This is a genomic window from Novosphingobium sp. Fuku2-ISO-50 (assembly GCF_001519055.1).
Lineage (GTDB): Bacteria > Pseudomonadota > Alphaproteobacteria > Sphingomonadales > Sphingomonadaceae > Novosphingobium.
Genome location: NZ_KQ954287.1, coordinates 180,183 through 196,312 on the forward strand (window position 1 = coordinate 180,183; position 16,130 = coordinate 196,312).

The following is a 16,130-nucleotide window of genomic DNA, read 5'->3' on the forward strand; positions in this document are numbered from 1 at the left end:
GGCGAATGGAAGCGCTCTCACGCGGCGGCCTTGCCGCTGCTGCCGCCCGCCGCCTCGATCAGACGCCGCTCGATCGTGCGCAAGCGGCTGTCGCCGGTCACCTTGCTGCCCAGGACATCCGTGACATAGAACGTGTCGACCGCGCGTTCGCCATACGTCGCGATATGCGCCGAATGCACGATCAGCCGCGCCTCGAACAGCGCACGCGCCAGCCGGCTGAGCAGCGCCGGACGGTCGAGCGCACCGATCTCGATCACCGTAAACCGATCCGAAGCCTTGTGATCGAAAATGACGATGGGATGGACTTCGAACGCCTCGGCGCGCGGGCGGGCCAGCGGACGCGCGGCGAGCTGGGGCAAGAGCTTGCCCTTGTTGGCCAGAGCGTCGGCGATCGCGGACTTGAGCCGGGCGATCTGGTTTTCCTCGTTGAGCGGGCGGCCAAGCGGATCCTGCACAAGGAAATTGTCCAGCGCGACGCCGTTGCGCGTGGTGTGAATGCGCGCGTCGATGATGTTGCCCCCGGCGAGATGGATACCCCCGGCGATACGATAGAACAGCCCCGGATGGTCGGCAGCGATCACCGTGACCAGCGTCGCACCGCGCGCGGGATAATAGCGCGCCTCGACCGACAGCGGTTCATCGAGCGCAATGTCGAGCTGTTGCAGATTCATCGCGATGATGTCTTCGGGCTCGGCGATCCAGTAGGCGTCGAGCAATTGCCGCCCGACCGTGCCGATCAGCGCGTCGCGTTCCTTGAGCAGCCCGGCCACGGCCTTTTTCTTGGCGGCGATGCGTTCGGCCCGACCGAATTGCTTGTGCCCGAGCCGCAGGACTTCGTGCGCGGCGACATAGAGATCGCCGAGCAATTGCCGCTTCCACGAATTCCAGATGCCCGGCCCGACCGCGCGGATGTCGACGATCGTCAAAAGCAGCAAGAGGCGCAGGCGTTCGGCGCTCTGCACTTGCCCGGCGAAATCGGCGATCGTCTTGTAATCGGCCAGATCGCGCTTGAACGCGGTCGCGCTCATCAGCAAGTGCCAGCGCACCAGCCAGGCGACCATCTCGGTCTCGGCGGGCCCCATGCCCAGCCGCGGGCACAGTTTCATCGCGATCTCTGCGCCGAGCACCGAATGATCGCCGCTGCGCCCTTTGGCAATGTCGTGCAGCAAAGTCGCGACATAGAGCACCCGGCGCGAGGCAATTTCGCCGATCACTTCGGTCGCCAGCGGATGCTGCTCGCCTTCTTCGCCCTTTTCGATCCGCGACAAGAGGCCGATGGCGCGGATCGTATGCTCGTCGACGGTATAATGGTGATACATGTCGAACTGCATCTGCGCGATGACCCGGCCGAAATCGGGGATGAAGCGGCCGAACACCCCGGCCTCGCTCATCCAGCGCAAGACCGTTTCGGGATCGCGGCGGCTGGTCAGAATGTCCATGAACATCTGGTTGGCGCGTGGATCGCGCCGCACGGCGGCATCGATCAGCCCGGCGTCGCGGTGCGCCTGGCGCATCGTTTCGGGATGGATTTCCATGCTTTCGCGATCAGCGACATGAAACAGCTCGATCAGCCGCACCGGATCATGGGCAAAGAAATCGTCGGCTCCGGCGGCCACTTTGTCGGCCACGACGGCAAACGCGCCGATCTTGCGCCGCGCCCGCCGCCGGGCGCGCAGCTTGGCAAAAAAGCCCATGCGCTGCGCCGCCCATTGCTCGTCGAGCTGGGCAAGGAACACGCCGGTCAGCGATCCCACTTGCCGCGCATGCAGGAAGAACAAGTGCATGAAGCGTTCGACCCCGCTCTTGCCAGGGCGGTCGGCAAAATTCATGCGCGTGGCAACTTCGCGCTGCAAGTCAAAGGTCAGCCGGTCTTCGGGGCGCCGCGTGATCGTGTGCAAATGGCAGCGCACCGCCCAAAAGAAATTCTCCGCCCGGCGGAACGCGCGATATTCGATTCCCGTCAGCAGGCCGACATCGACCAGCTCTGACGGATCGCGCACTTTGTGGATATATTTCCCGATCCAGTACAGCGTGTGCAAATCGCGCAGACAGCCCTTGCCCTCTTTCACATTGGGCTCGACGACATAGCGGCTGTCGCCCAAACGCTTGTGCCGCTCGTTGCGTTCGGCCAGCTTTTCGGCGACGAACTGCCGCTCGGTCCCGGCGGCGACATCGGCCCAGAAACGGCGCTGCGATTCTTCGTAGATCGCCCGGTCGCCCCAGACATAGCGCCCTTCGAGCAAGGCCGTGCGAATCGTCAGATCGGCTTTGGCCTGGCGCACCAGTTCGTCGAGCGAACGGCTCGAATGCCCGACTTTCAGCCCCAGATCCCACAGGAAATAGAGCATCGCCTCGATCACCTGTTCGCACCAGGCCGTCGGCTTGTTGGGCGTGACAAAGGCGATGTCGACATCGGAATGCGGCGCCATTTCGCCCCGGCCATAGCCGCCCACCGCGATCACCGCGATGCGCTCGCCCGTCGAACGGTTGTTGGCGCGATAGACCCGCCCGACGACATGATCGTGAATCAGGCGGACCACCTGATCGATCAGAAAGGCTTGGCCTTGCGCACATTCGCTGCCGTGCGACGGGCGCGCCGCGAGCCGCCGCCCGACTTCCTCGCGGCCCGCCGCCAGGCTTTCGCGCAGCACCTCGACGATCAAGGGCCGCGCCTTGTCGCCATGTTGGGCCGCCAGCGCGGCTATGTCGTCGGCAAGCGCGCGCCGGTCGATGATCGCGCGCTGATTTGCAATCCGGGGGAGCATCATGCGCTCCCCCTTAACTCAGGATACCTTCACAGTCTCGGCCCATTCGCGCCGGTATTTTTCGCGCAAGGCCCGCTTGTCGATCTTTTCGGTGCCCAGCCGGGGCAGCGGCTCGTTGACCTGCCAGACTTGCACCGGAATCTTGAACGCGGCGATATGCTCGCCAAGAAAGGCGCGCAAAGCCTCGGCATCGAGCGCGGCGCCCGATTTGGCCAGGAACACCGCCGCCGGCACTTCGCCATATAGCTCGTCGGTCAGGCCGAACACGCTCGCCTCGGCAATGCCGGGGTGATTGTAGATCGCGCTTTCGACTTCGATGCAGCTGATGTTCTCGCCGCCGCGAATGATGATGTCCTTCTTGCGGTCGACGATGAACAAGTAGCCGTCTTCATCGATATAACCGAGATCGCCGGTACGGAAATAACCGTCGGGCGTGATCGCCGCCCGCGTCGCGCCGGGATTGTCCCAATAGCCGATAAAGTTGGCCACGCTGCGGATCGAGACTTCGCCGACATCGCCCTGCGGCAGCCCGCGACCGTCTTCGTCGAGTATGGCCATGTCGACCAGCGGGCGCGATGGGGCGCCCGTGCTGCCCGGCTTGGCCAGATAGTTCTCGTTGAAATTGCCGCAACCGATGCCGTTGGTTTCGGTCAGGCCATAGCCCAGAACCGGAAAGGCATGGGGCAATTCGCGGCGAATCCGATCGACATGCTCGATCGGGCGCGGCGCTCCGCCGGCGGCAAAGGTGACGCAGCTCGACAAGTCGAACGTGTTGCGATCGGGATGAGTCGCGATTTCAAAGCTCATCAGCGGCACGCCGACGAAGTAGGTCACGCGTTCGCGCTCGATCAGCTCCATCGCGCGGACCACGTCCCACTTGGGCATCATCACCAGCTTGCGCGCCATGGCAAACGACTGAAGCAGAACGGGCACTTCGCCGGTGACATGGAACAGCGGCACGTTGACCAGCGCGCAAGGCTGCGACGCAGGATCGGGCGCTTCGCCCCGCGCAGTCAGGACGCCCAGCACGGCCAGCGTCTGCGCCAGATAGTTGAACGTGCCCTGCACCACCCCGCGATGGTTGGACCAGGCCCCTTTCGATGTGCCCGTCGATCCCGAAGTGAACAGCACGGTCGCGATGTCATCGCCGCTCAACAGGGGCAGGTTCACCCGGTCATCGCCACCCTTTGCCGTCAGCGCGACGAGCCCCTTGTCCGGCGCGCAATCATGTTCGATCAGCAGGATCTGTCCGCCATAGCCCTGCGCGGCAAAGCGCTCTGCGCGCTGCCGGTCGGCAAGCACCAGCCGGCAATCGACAAGATCGGCGCCGCCGACCAGTTCTTCGCCCGACCACCAGCCATTGAGCAACGTCGCGACGCCCCCGGCCATGAGCACCGCCATATAAGCCACCACCCAGTTGGCCGAATTGCGCGCGGCCATGCCGACCCGGTCGCCCCGCTGTATGCCATGGCCGTCGACCAGCCCGCCCGCCGCGACGCGCGCGGCGGCGTAGGCTTGCGCAAACGTCAGGCGGACATCGCCATCGACCAGGAAGTCCCTGTCGCCATGCAGCGCGCAGAAATGAGCGAAATAATGCGCCAGACTGGGCGGCGCCGAAGCGATCATCGGCAAGTCGCGATCGAACTGGCGATACGTCCCGAGGGGCAGCATCCCGTCAGGCGCAACCAGGCCGTCCATCACGCGCGACAGGGCAAGATCGAGTTCGGTCTTCATCGTTGACACCATCTCCAGCGGAAGCGTCCCGCCGCACCCCGCATCGCGGAAACGGCGGACGTCCATATCTTTTTGCACGTTCACAGTCCCCCTTCGCTGTGCCAGAAGGCCGCGCGCCCAGAGCGCGCGACCGGCACCGGAAAGGTTCCGATTCGAAACGTTTAAGGAGTTCCCCCCGTGCTGTCACTATCGGTCGCAACGCCTTTGGCAGCCCCGTATGCCGCCCATTTCGTCGCCGGCGTGCTGCCGCTGCTGGCTGACGCTGCGGCATCCTCGCTTGGGGCGCATGTGCCGCTGCGTTTCGAAAATCTCGGCCTTTCGCCGATTGCGGTGGATCTCGGCTTTTTCACGATAAAATGGTATTCGCTGGCCTATCTCGTCGGGATCATCTTTGCCTATTGGCACCTGACGCGGGCGCTTCGCCTGCCCGGCGCGCCGATGGCGCAGCGCCATGCCGAAGACCTGTTCTTCTATGCCACGCTCGGCGTGATCTTCGGCGGGCGGCTCGGCTATGCGCTGTTCTATGCGCCCGAGCTGATCACCCACCCGCAAGACCTGATCAAGCTGTGGCAAGGCGGGATGAGCTTTCACGGCGGGCTGATCGGCACGACGCTGGCGATCGCCTTTGTCTCGTGGCGCGGCCGGCTCGATTTCATCCGGGTCTGCGATTATATCGCGCCTTGCGTGCCGGTGGGGCTGTTCCTCGGACGCTGCGCCAATTTCGTGAACGGCGAACTGTGGGGCCGCGCTGCCGACAGTGCGCTGCCCTGGGCGATGGTCTTTCCCGGCGGTGGCCCGGTGGCGCGCCATCCCAGCCAGCTTTACGAAGCCGGGCTTGAAGGGATCGTGCTCGGCACCGTGCTGATCACGCTGTTCTGGACGACGCGGGCGCGCTGGCGCCAGGGCCTGCTGATGGGCACATTCGCGATGGGCTATGGCATGGCCCGCTTTATCGTCGAATACTTCCGCGAGCCCGATGCGCAGCTGGAAAATTTCGCCCATGCCACCGGCCTTTCGATGGGGCAGTGGCTGACGCTGCCGATGATCGCCATCGGGCTTGCGCTGATCGTGCGCGCTTTGCGCCGCCCGCCGCTGGCGGTGACGGTCCAGTCGCTGCCGTCCTGACTCCGATGCGCCTGAAAGACCGCTTTGCCCGGCTGATCGCGGCGACCGGCCCGATCAGCCTGGCGCAGTTCATGGCTGAATCCAACGCGCGCTATTACGACAGCCGCGATCCGCTCGGCAGCGCGGGCGATTTCATCACCGCTCCCGAAATAAGCCAGATGTTCGGCGAACTGATCGGGCTGTGGCTGGCCGATCTGTGGGATCGCGCCGGGCGCCCGGCGCCTGTTCACTATGTCGAGCTCGGGCCCGGGCGCGGCACACTGGCGCGCGATGCGCTGGGCGCGGCGCGGCGCTTCGGGCTCACACCAAATGTCCATTTCGTCGAGGCGAGCAGCGCGCTCCGCGCCGTTCAGCGCGGCCATTTCCCCGATGCGACCTGGCATGGCGATTTGTCGAGCCTGCCCGAAGATGCCCCGTTGCTGATCGTCGCCAACGAATTTCTCGACGCGCTGCCGGTGCGCCAGCTCGTGCGCACGGCGCAAGGCTGGCGCGAGCACATGGTCGGGCTCGATGGCGACCGGCTGGTCCCGCTGGCCGGCCCGCGCCCGATGGATGCCGCCGTACCGCCCGGCTTCGCTGATGCCCGCGAAGGCGCCATCATCGAAACCTGCCCCGCCGCCGCCACGGTCATCGATGAAATCGGGCGACGGCTGGCTGTGCAGGGCGGCGGCGCGCTGATCATCGACTATGGCCGGACCGAGCCTGCCACAGGCAGCTCGCTCCAGGCCTTGCGCGCGCATGAAAAGGTCGATCCCTTTGCCTGGCCCGGCGAAGCCGACCTGACCGCGCATGTCGATTTTTCGATTCTTCCCGCCATCGCGCAGGCTGCCGGCGCGCAGTGGATGGGCACGCTCGAACAAGGCGCCTTCCTCACGGCGCTCGGCCTTGGCGCGCGAATGGAGGCCCTGGCCCGCGCCGCACCGGCCCAATCCGGGGCCATCCGCGCCGCCGCGCACCGCCTCGCCGCGCCCGAAGCGATGGGCGCGCTGTTCAAGGTCATGGCGCTCGGCGGGCCGGACTGGCCTGTCGGCGCCGCGTTCTGATCACCCGTTTGCACTTGCCGCGCAACCGGTTGCGATCGGCGCAATAGAGCCATTCAGCCATGATTAATGGCCCTTTTTGGCCTTGCCAAAATGGCTGTTGGCAAAGCGCCGCATTTGTGGCTATCAGGCCCGAGAATGTCGGGGGGCTGCGCTACGAGCGCATGTTCGCGCAAACGCGGCAGCAACCTCGCAATAAGGTGGTACATTCCCCGACGGGAATACCCCATCTGGGGAGCGAAAGTAGAAATGCAACCGCATGCGCCGTTGTGCGTGTGGCATCAGGCAAGGACTTTCAATGGCTGACCTGCTTAAGGCTGAAGGGGCGATCATCGACCCGACGGATGAGACCGGAGAAGGCGTCAGGCGACGCGATTTCATCAATATTGCTGCAGTGAGTTTCGCCGGTGTGGGCGGGATTGCTGTTCTTGTTCCCCTGATTTCGCAGATGAGCGCATCGGCCGATGTTCTGGCCGAAAGCTCGACCGAAATCGACATCTCGGCGATTGCGTCGGGCCAGGCGATCAAGACGGTGTTCCGCAAACAGCCGGTGTTCGTGCGCAATCTGACGCCGAAGGAAATCGCCGAGGCCGACGCGGTCAATCCTTCCACGCTGCGCGATCCGCAGACGCTGGAAGAGCGGACCAAGAAGGGCAAGACCAACTGGCTGATCACCATGGGCGTGTGCACCCATCTGGGCTGCGTTCCCCTTGGCGCCGGTCAAGGCGAAGTGAAGGGCGAATTCGGCGGCTATTTCTGTCCTTGCCACGGGTCGGTCTACGACACCGCAGCACGCATCCGCAAAGGCCCGGCACCGAAAAATCTCGAAGTGCCCCCTTATGAATTCACTTCCGACACTGTCGTGAAGATCGGCTGAGGATAACTGGCCATGAGCTTTCCCTGGGCTAACCATTACAAGCCGAGCCATCCGTTGATGGTCTGGCTCGACGAAAAGCTGCCGTTGCCGCGCTTCGTCTACAACGCCATCGGCGCGGGCTATCCCTGCCCCCGCAATCTCAACTATTTCTGGAACTTCGGCGTGCTCGCCGGGTTCTGCCTGATGCTGCAGATCGTCACCGGGGTCATCCTGGCGATGCATTACGCGGCCAATTCGGGTCTCGCGTTCGACAGCGTCGAACATATCATGCGCGACGTGAACTGGGGCTGGATGCTGCGTTATGCCCATGCCAACGGCGCTTCGGCGTTCTTTGTAGTGGTCTATATCCACATCTTCCGCGGCTTTTTCTACTCGTCGTACAAAGCGCCGCGCGAAATGATCTGGCTGCTGGGCGTGGTCATCTTCCTGTTGATGATGGCAACCGCGTTCATGGGCTATGTGCTTCCCTGGGGCCAGATGAGCTTCTGGGGCGCCAAAGTCATCACCGGGCTGTTCTCGGCGATCCCGTTCGTCGGCGAACCGCTGCAACAGTGGCTGCTGGGCGGATTTTCGCCTGACAACGCCGCGCTCAACCGCTTCTTCTCGCTCCATTTCCTGCTGCCTTTCGTGATCGCTGCAGTCATCATCCTGCACATCTGGGCGCTGCACATTCCGGGTTCGTCGAACCCCACGGGTGTCGAAGTGAAGTCGGAATCGGACACCGTGCCGTTCCACCCCTATTACACGGCCAAGGACGGCTTCGGACTCGGTGTGTTCCTGGTGCTCTATTGCGCCGTGCTGTTCTTCTTCCCGAACGCGCTGGGCCACCCGGACAACTATATCCCGGCCAATCCGATGTCGACGCCGGCCCATATCGTGCCCGAATGGTACTTCTGGCCGTTCTACGCGATCCTGCGCGCATTCACCTCGGACTTCTTGTTCATCCCGGCCAAGCTGATGGGCGTGCTGGCGATGTTCTCGGCCATTCTGGTGTGGTTCTTCCTGCCCTGGCTGGATACCTCGCCGGTGCGTTCGGGCCATTACCGACCGTTGTTCCGCAAGTTCTTCTGGCTGCTCTTCATCGATGTGGTCGTGCTCGGGTTCTGCGGGGGTTCGCCGGCGGAAACAAAGTACGTGCTGATCTCGCAGATCGCCGCAACGTACTATTTCCTCCATTTCCTTGTCATCCTGCCGATCGTCTCGTCGATCGAGAAGCCGCAGCCGCTGCCGTTCTCGATTACCGAAGCCGTGCTCGGCACCGATGAAGCCGCCGCCTGAGCGGACAGGAAAAGAAAGCGAGAAACCGCCATGGTCCGCATCTTTGGCCCACTAGTTGGCCTCTTCTTCGCCGCCGCACTGCTTTGGTCATTTGCGGTTGGCGCCATCAACATGATCCGCGAGCCGGAACCCATGACTGCGGTCAAGGAGTACCACCTCGCCCCCAAGGAGGACGTGAAGTTCGCGTTCAACGGGGCGTTCGGTCGCTTTGACAAGCAGCAGCTGCAGCGCGGCTTCCAGATCTACAAGGAAGTGTGCAGCAACTGCCATTCGCTCAAGCAGGTCGCTTTCCGCAATCTGACCGACCTTGGCTACAGCGAAGCCCAGGTGAAGACGATTGCCAAGGAATGGGCCACCAAGGCCAAGACCTTTGACCCCAAGACGGGCGACACCGGCGAGCGTCCCAACACGCCTGCCGATCACTTCCCGCCGGTCTATTACGCCGGCTCCGGCTCTCCGCCGGATCTGTCGCTGATCACCAAGGCGCGCCACGAAGGCCCGAATTATGTCTATTCGCTGCTGACCGGCTATACCGATCAACCGGCGAGCCTGATCAAGAAGTATCCTGACGGCAAAGTTCCGGACGGGCTCTATTACAACCCGTACTTCGCCAACCTGAACATCGCGATGCCGGCACCTCTGGCCGACGGGCAGGTGACCTATTCCGACGGAACCAAGGCCACGCTCGACCAGGAAGCGCAGGACGTTGCCGCATTCCTGACCTGGACTGCCGAGCCCAAGATGGAAAAGCGCAAGCAGACCGGTTGGGCCGTACTCGGCTTCCTGATCGCGGCAACCGCGCTCGCCTATCTGTCGAAGCGCACGATCTGGGCCGACAAGCACTGATCCTCGGGCTTCAGCTCTGACGACAAAAGGCCACCGGCAACGGTGGCCTTTTTCGTGCCGGCCATTCCCCTCCCCGCCCTCCCCCCGCAGCGGACCCCGCCATGACCCCCGACCAGATCAAGACCCTGATTCGCACCGTGCATGATTTTCCCTCGCCGGGAATCCAGTTCCGCGATGTCACCACGCTGATCAGCCATGGCGAAGGCCTGGCAGCCACTGTCGCGCATCTGGCCGACCGGGCGTCCGCCGCCGGCGCAGTCATGATCGCCGGAATGGAAGCGCGCGGCTTCATCTTTGGCGCAGCGGCGGCGGCGCGCCTGGGCGTCGGCTTTGTCCCGGTGCGCAAGCCGGGCAAGCTTCCGGTGCCGACGCTGGGTATCGACTATGCACTCGAATACGGACGCGACCGCCTTGAAATCGACCCCGGCGCCATTCGCCCCGGTGAAAAAGTGGTGATCATTGACGATCTCATCGCCACCGGCGGCACAGCGCTGGCCGCAACCGAACTCCTGCGCCAGGCCGGAGCCGAAGTGACCCATGCGCTGTTCGTGATCGACCTGCCCGAACTCCACGGAGCCGACCGCTTGCGTGGCGCAGGCCTGACCGTCGACGCACTGGTCAGCTTTTCCGGTCATTGACGAAGACCGGGCAACCGTGCCAAGGGACGCAAGCACAGAGCGGGCGGGTATAGCTTAGTGGTAAAGCCCTAGCCTTCCAAGCTAGTTATGCGGGTTCGATTCCCGCTACCCGCTCCATTTTCCCGTTCCTGACTGTTCCCCACCGGCTTTACAAACGGTGGAAAATCGCCATATTCCGAGGCTTAACGGCCCTAAGTATTCCCCGCCGTGCCTCCGTATCCGCGAAATGCGGGGGCCTTAATGGGGGCCTAGGCCCTAGTCTCCGATGTGGGGGCCCCCAAACAGGGGGCCTTCGATGGCAAAAGGTCCGAGGAAATGGCGCTTTCTGACATGGCAATCCGCAAAGCAAAGCCGCGCGAGAAGGTCTATAAGCTGACAGACAGCCTGGGCCTTTACCTCCAGATCAATCCCGGCGGCAGCAAACTGTGGCGGTTGAAATATCGCGTGGATGGGAAGGAAAAGAAACTTTCCATCGGTGCCTATCCCGAATTCAGCTTGAGCGAAGCACGCCGGCGGCGCGATGAGGCCCGCGAACAGCTCGCCACAGGCAAAGATCCTTCTGGGGAGAAGCAAAAGGACAAGTTGCGATCGCGCGCAGAAGGCGAAAACACTTTCAACGCAATTGCCGCTGAATATTGCGACAAGCGCAAGCGGGATGGCGAAAAGGCATGGGCACCAGCCACAGCCAAACGGTGCGAATATCTCCTTAGTCTGCTCGCCAGCACAATCGGCAAAATGCCGATCACCGAAATCGAGCCAGCGGACATTCTCGCATCGGTGCGCCGAATCGAAGGGAAAGGTAATCTGGAAAGCGCCAAGCGCACACTCCAATTGACCAGCCTCGTCCTGCGCTATGCCGTGGCAACGGCCCGGTTGAAGTCTGATCCGACCAGAGATTTGCGCGGTGCCCTCACCGCGCCCACCGTCACCCACTATGGCGCTATTACCGATGCGACCCGCGTTGGTGAATTGCTGCGGGCGATTGATGGCTATGAAGGCTTGGGAACCGCCAAACTGGCAATGCAACTGGCCCCGCATGTGTTCGTCCGTCCCGGTGAACTCCGGCACGCTGAGTGGCCGGAAATTGACCTAGAAGCCGCCCTGTGGACCATTCCGGCCAGCAAGACCAAGATGCGCAAGCCGCACCTTGTCCCGCTATCACGTCAGGCAGTAGAACTTTTGAGGCAGGCGCAGGCGTTCTCAGGGGCCTTCCGCTATGTGTTCCCGTCTATGCGCACCACGGCACGCCCCATGAGCGAAAACACGATCAATGCTGGCCTGCGGCGGTTGGGCTACGCCAGCAACGAGATGACCGCGCACGGCTTTAGGGCAATGGCCAGCACACTTCTGAACGAATCGGGCAAGTGGTCCCCCGATGCGATCGAGCGCGCACTGGCCCACGGTGACTCAGACAAAGTGCGCGCGGCATATCATCGGGGCGCGCACTGGCAGGAACGGGTGGAAATGGCGCAATGGTGGAGCGACTACCTTGATGCCCTCCGCAAAGGGGCAGACATCATCGCCTTTCCCGGCAAGACAGCTTGAGGCGCGCCCGCTTGCGCTTGGCATGCGATATTGTGCTGAGGGGGCGGGCGGCGGCAACGCCGTGCGTTTGGCGATGTGAATGACGAAGAAATTCGGCGAGCACTGTGCCTGGCCTTATTAGAGCGTACCAATGGCAATGCTGCGATCCCTGCCACGGTTGCAGCCAGAGACATCGAAGACAGAACCGCGCTTTTGCGTGAATTGCGCAAGGGGACGATCCGTGCCTTTTCTGTGACGGCCAGCTTCTTCTATTCGCCCATGCGATCAGGGCAAACTTTTTCGTCTGGCAATGCATTGGCCGCCGAAATCAGGATGGGAAGCGAACTGTTTGATTTCGACCCGTCGGCTCAGGGGCTGGCCATTAGCCGCGATTTTTGGCGATCGGGGCGGTTCGAGGATAGTGATCAGTGGATCTCCGAAGGTGAGCAGACCTTGGAAGGCTTGCGTTCAACCACGTTTACCAAGGCGGATTGGCGGACGGAAAAAATTGAACTGCTGCGTTTGGTGCAGCCAAACCCCCGCGATGGATTTTGGCAAGCTGTGCACGCTGAACTTTTCGGAATTCGGATTGCATTGGACGAACTTCGCGCGGCGCTCCCGGCATGCTTACCATTCGCGCGCCTCAGTTGTGAGACTGGTGCGTTCCCAGACCAACAGCCCCACCGCCAAAGGCACGTTGAACATAAACCCGTGAGGTCGGGGCCGAAAAAAAAGATACCCGCCGATGTGATCGAAGCAGTGGCGCAGGATTTTTCAAATGGAACGGGCGCTGTGCCATCACCCCGTCAGCTTGGAATTGAAGCCGAGAAGCGAGCTGGCGCGCGTGTGTCAGAACGAAGCTTCGCCCGTTATGGCAAAATCATCGCCGCGCGTATCGAGGAACTGCGCCAAGCACGGTAATCCGCCAATGCCATATGCCATAACTCGTTTGGCAGTTGTGTCACATTGTTGGGGCGCATGTTTCTGAGGCTCCCTGTCAATGCCGGAGCGTTCGCTGCGGTCGCAGCGCCGACGCAATCGGGCAGGGAACAGCAAATGGACATTCCAGAACTCATGTCGGTGGCGGGCTTTTGCGCCCGCTACTGCATCGGGCGAACCAGCTTTTATCGAGAGGTAGCGGCTGGCCGCCTTCGCATCCGTAAATTCGGCACCGCCACGCGTGTCGCGCGAGTTGACGCTGAAACCTGGGCGGACAGCTTGCCGATCCGTGAAGGAGACACGGCATGAACATCCCCAATTTGGAATGCTCCCTAGCCGCGCCAACGGCTAGGGAGCGGTGCATCGCAGTGCTGTCGTATGCAGGCGCACTTTACCGCCAGCTCCGCCCCAGAGGCAAGAAAATCCAGCAACATCACCGCCAGACAATCGCCTCGCAAAACGGGGGGCTTCATCATGCGTAAGAGCCAGACTGCACTCTCGTTCATGGATTACGTCAGTTCGCCCGATGGCAAATTCGTTTGGATTGCCCGTCGCCATCAGCCAGACCGGATAGTGTACAAAGAAGCCAGAAAGCTGCTGCAACAGGGCATCACGCTCGCCTTGCTAGTCCGAGGGGAGGTTTTGCTACTTGCTCCCGATCGGACTGCGGGGGAGCCATTGCCGATCCGCATGTTGCGCGAAGCGGGCGCGCCGATCGAACTGCGCTTCTATTCAGCCTTCCGGGAGCGTGACGAAGGCGTGTGTATGGCGCTTTGGGCATTTGGCCTGAAACCATCGGCTCGCAGCAACGTCGCGAAACAACTCTTCGCCGCAATGCAGGCCATGCCAGCCGGGCAGCGCTTCGCCACCTTTTTCCAGCGGGAGGCGCGGCCATGAACTGCAAGCTAGAAGCCGCTCTCCGCGCCGCACGGCTGGGCTTTCGCGTTGTCCCGATCAAGGCGAACACGAAGGACCGCTCGCTATTGTCCCATCCCTTGGCAGATGCATCGAGGGATGAGGCGCAAATCGCCGAATGGTGGCAACAGCACCCCGATGCCAACATCGGCGTATACTGCCCGGATCACATCGTGATCGATATCGATGTGAAGCCGGACAAGAACGGCAATCCTGCTCAGGGAAAGGAATCTTTCAGCAAGCTTGGAATTTCAAAAGTGCAACAAAGACAAGCGGCTCTTGTGCGAACTCCAAGCGGCGGCTGGCACATGTATTTTCGTGCCCCTGAGAACGTGGAGATTTGCTCCAAGAACGGTTTCCGTCCTGGTATCGATGTGCGTGCAAAAGGGGGGCAAGGCTGGTTGATGGCGCCGGGTTCCACAATCGATGACAAGGGGTATGAAATTCTTCGCTGGCCTGCTGAGTTGGCCTTCGCGCCCCAAAAGTTCGTAAACCTTCTGCTGGCTGGTCAGGCTCCCAAACGGGAACGGCGAGGCCATGCGATCGCGACTGGCGCAGTTCCTGATTCCTCAGAAGCTGTGTCATCGGCCGCAAGGACAATTCTCGATTGGCCGCCATCCATTGAAGGGAATGGCGGGCACGACAATCTGGTCAAACTTGCAATGCGGTGCGGCGACATTGGCATCAGCGCCGACCGGTGTTTGGAGTTGCTACTGGCCCTGTGGAACGATCGCTGTAACGGGCCTTGGGAGCCGGATGCCCTCAGCACGCAGGTTCATTCGGCCTATGGATCGCGGACAAGCCCGCTGGGCTGTGACCAGCCAGCGGCGCAATTTTCGGGCGTCGAACTCCCCGAACCGTTGGTCGGGCAAAATTCGGCGCTAGCGCCGATCCCGATTGCCCGACCGCTCCTGCCAGTGCCACAATTTGATCCAGCCTGGCTCCCTATGCGTCTGCGAGCATGGTGCGAAGACATTGCCTCACGGCTATCCGTGCCGCTCGATTTCGTGGCGATCCCGGCATTGGTGCAGGCCGGAGCATTGATCGGACGCGCCGTCAGCATTCGACCGGAGCGGAACACGCCGTGGGCGGAGCCAGCAAACCTATGGGGCTGCATTGTCGCACCACCCGGCGCCCTGAAGTCACCGGCCATTGCCGAGGTGCTGGCCCCGATCAAGCGGCTAGAATCCGTCGCGCAGGACGATAACAAGAAATCTCTCGCGGATTGGGAGGCAAAGACTGCAATCGCCAAAATTCAGGACGATGTTCGCGCCTCCACGGCAAAGCGCATGCTCAAGGATGCCAAAGGCGATGAAGATTCCGCGCTGGCTCTCATGGCACCGGGCGACAAGCCGACGAAGCCGCCGCAAAAACGCCTGATCGTCAACGATGCCACGGTTGAAAAACTGGGCGAGATTTGCGCCGACAATCCAAACGGCGTGATCTACTACCGCGACGAGATCATGTCGTTTTTCAGCGATCTGGAAAAGCCGGATCAGGCCAGCGCGCGGGGCTTCATTCTAACGGCGTGGTCAGGCAAGGATGCCTATACCTTTGATCGGATCGGACGGGGCACCGTCCATATCCCGTCAGTGGTCATCTCATTGCTCGGCACGACCCAGCCGGATCGAATCAAGAGATTTATCGCCGATAGCCTTCGCAGCATGAATGACGGCATGGTGCAGCGTCTGCAAATGCTGGTGTGGCCCGACCCGCCTGGGCCTTGGCGCTCTCAGGATCGGGTGCCCGACCGCTTGGCGCAGGAAGACGCCTTGTCCTGCTACAACAGCTTGGCGAGCGTCGATGCGCTGGCGCTGGGTTGTGAACTCGGCGAATCGGGCAGTCAGTTTTTCCTGCGCTTCGCGAACGACGCCTCCCAACGGTTCGATGTTTGGCGGAGCGAATTGGAACGCAGTATCCGTGACCCTGAAATGCTCCCCGAATTGGCAGCGCATCTTGCCAAGTTCCGGGGGCTTATCCCTCGCCTCGCCCTTGTGCATCACTTGGCGAGTGGGAGCGGGGGGCCGGTTTCATTCGGTGCAATCGACAGCGCGCTCGCCCTCGGCCGATATTTCGAGTGTCATGCGCGCAGGGCTTACGAGGCTGGCGCAAACAGCACTGCCGATGCCGCGAACGCCGTTTTGCGCAGGATTAGGAAGGGCGACCTTCGCGACGGATTCACCGCGCGTGACGTAAAGCGGCACGATTGGCAGGGGCTCACCACAAGCGAGAGCGTGGATGGCGCCCTACAACTGCTAGTCGACCATCGTTGGCTGACAGAGCAACGGCGGGATACTCAAGGCCGACCAAGCGTAGTCTATCGGCTAAACCCATTGGGTTTTGCAGACAAATAGAGCCAGAAAAATGCCCAAGCCGAACCGCCAAAACCGTCAAAAGCCAATCTACCGAGGGGCTTCTGGCGGTTTTGGCGGTTCGGCTTGGGCGTCTT

General features: G+C 62.1%; 13 protein-coding genes and 1 tRNA gene. 12 read left to right on the forward strand and 2 right to left on the reverse strand.

Annotated features, from left to right (window positions below):
* Positions 1–17 precede the first annotated feature (17 nt).
* Both AQZ50_RS06540 and AQZ50_RS06545 read right to left on the reverse strand, forming a co-directional pair.
* Positions 18–2,768, reverse strand: a complete 2,751-nt coding sequence (locus AQZ50_RS06540) for a [protein-PII] uridylyltransferase (RefSeq protein ID WP_067744327.1) — start codon at positions 2,766–2,768, stop codon at positions 18–20.
* 15 nt (positions 2,769–2,783) lie between these two features.
* Positions 2,784–4,499, reverse strand: a complete 1,716-nt coding sequence (locus AQZ50_RS06545; protein WP_067744743.1) for a class I adenylate-forming enzyme family protein — start codon at positions 4,497–4,499, stop codon at positions 2,784–2,786.
* Between the two features lie 240 nt (positions 4,500–4,739).
* Here AQZ50_RS06545 and lgt point away from each other — a divergent pair, with 240 nt between their 5' ends.
* The 12 genes from lgt to AQZ50_RS06600 all read left to right on the forward strand — a co-directional run bounded on the left by lgt (position 4,740) and on the right by AQZ50_RS06600 (position 16,035).
* Positions 4,740–5,624: a prolipoprotein diacylglyceryl transferase gene (gene lgt, locus AQZ50_RS06550; protein ID WP_369801394.1), complete on the forward strand. Its 885-nt coding sequence runs from the start codon at positions 4,740–4,742 to the stop codon at positions 5,622–5,624.
* Between the two features lie 5 nt (positions 5,625–5,629).
* Positions 5,630–6,667 (forward strand): class I SAM-dependent methyltransferase, encoded by a 1,038-nt coding sequence (locus AQZ50_RS06555; protein WP_067744329.1) that lies wholly within the window; start codon positions 5,630–5,632, stop codon positions 6,665–6,667.
* A 295-nt stretch (positions 6,668–6,962) separates the two neighbouring features.
* A complete protein-coding gene (gene petA / locus AQZ50_RS06560; protein WP_067744331.1) occupies positions 6,963–7,541 on the forward strand; it encodes a ubiquinol-cytochrome c reductase iron-sulfur subunit in 579 nt (192 codons plus the stop codon).
* A 12-nt stretch (positions 7,542–7,553) separates the two neighbouring features.
* Entirely contained in the window at positions 7,554–8,819 is a 1,266-nt protein-coding gene (locus tag AQZ50_RS06565) for a cytochrome b (RefSeq protein WP_067744334.1), read from the forward strand.
* A 30-nt stretch (positions 8,820–8,849) separates the two neighbouring features.
* Positions 8,850–9,665, forward strand: coding sequence for a cytochrome c1 (locus AQZ50_RS06570; protein WP_067744337.1), 816 nt, complete (start codon positions 8,850–8,852; stop codon positions 9,663–9,665).
* A gap of 101 nt (positions 9,666–9,766) precedes the next feature.
* On the forward strand, positions 9,767–10,303 hold the full coding sequence (locus AQZ50_RS06575; RefSeq protein ID WP_067744339.1) for an adenine phosphoribosyltransferase: 537 nt from the start codon (positions 9,767–9,769) through the stop codon (positions 10,301–10,303).
* A 43-nt stretch (positions 10,304–10,346) separates the two neighbouring features.
* A tRNA-Gly gene (locus AQZ50_RS06580) sits at positions 10,347–10,420 on the forward strand.
* Positions 10,421–10,618: 198 nt separating this feature from the next.
* Positions 10,619–11,848: a tyrosine-type recombinase/integrase gene (locus tag AQZ50_RS06585; RefSeq protein WP_067744342.1), complete on the forward strand. Its 1,230-nt coding sequence runs from the start codon at positions 10,619–10,621 to the stop codon at positions 11,846–11,848.
* A 75-nt stretch (positions 11,849–11,923) separates the two neighbouring features.
* Positions 11,924–12,748, forward strand: coding sequence for a hypothetical protein (locus AQZ50_RS20355; RefSeq protein WP_156427250.1), 825 nt, complete (start codon positions 11,924–11,926; stop codon positions 12,746–12,748).
* Between the two features lie 135 nt (positions 12,749–12,883).
* The gene (locus AQZ50_RS20360; protein ID WP_197412397.1) at positions 12,884–13,075 is read left to right on the forward strand and encodes a hypothetical protein; all 192 of its coding nucleotides are present in this window, start codon (positions 12,884–12,886) and stop codon (positions 13,073–13,075) included.
* 165 nt (positions 13,076–13,240) lie between these two features.
* Positions 13,241–13,663, forward strand: coding sequence for a hypothetical protein (locus AQZ50_RS06595; RefSeq protein WP_156427251.1), 423 nt, complete (start codon positions 13,241–13,243; stop codon positions 13,661–13,663).
* Complete coding sequence (locus AQZ50_RS06600; protein WP_067744351.1) at positions 13,660–16,035, forward strand: DUF3987 domain-containing protein; 2,376 nt, start codon at positions 13,660–13,662, stop codon at positions 16,033–16,035. Before AQZ50_RS06595 ends, AQZ50_RS06600 begins: the two co-directional genes overlap by 4 nt.
* Positions 16,036–16,130 lie beyond the last annotated feature (95 nt).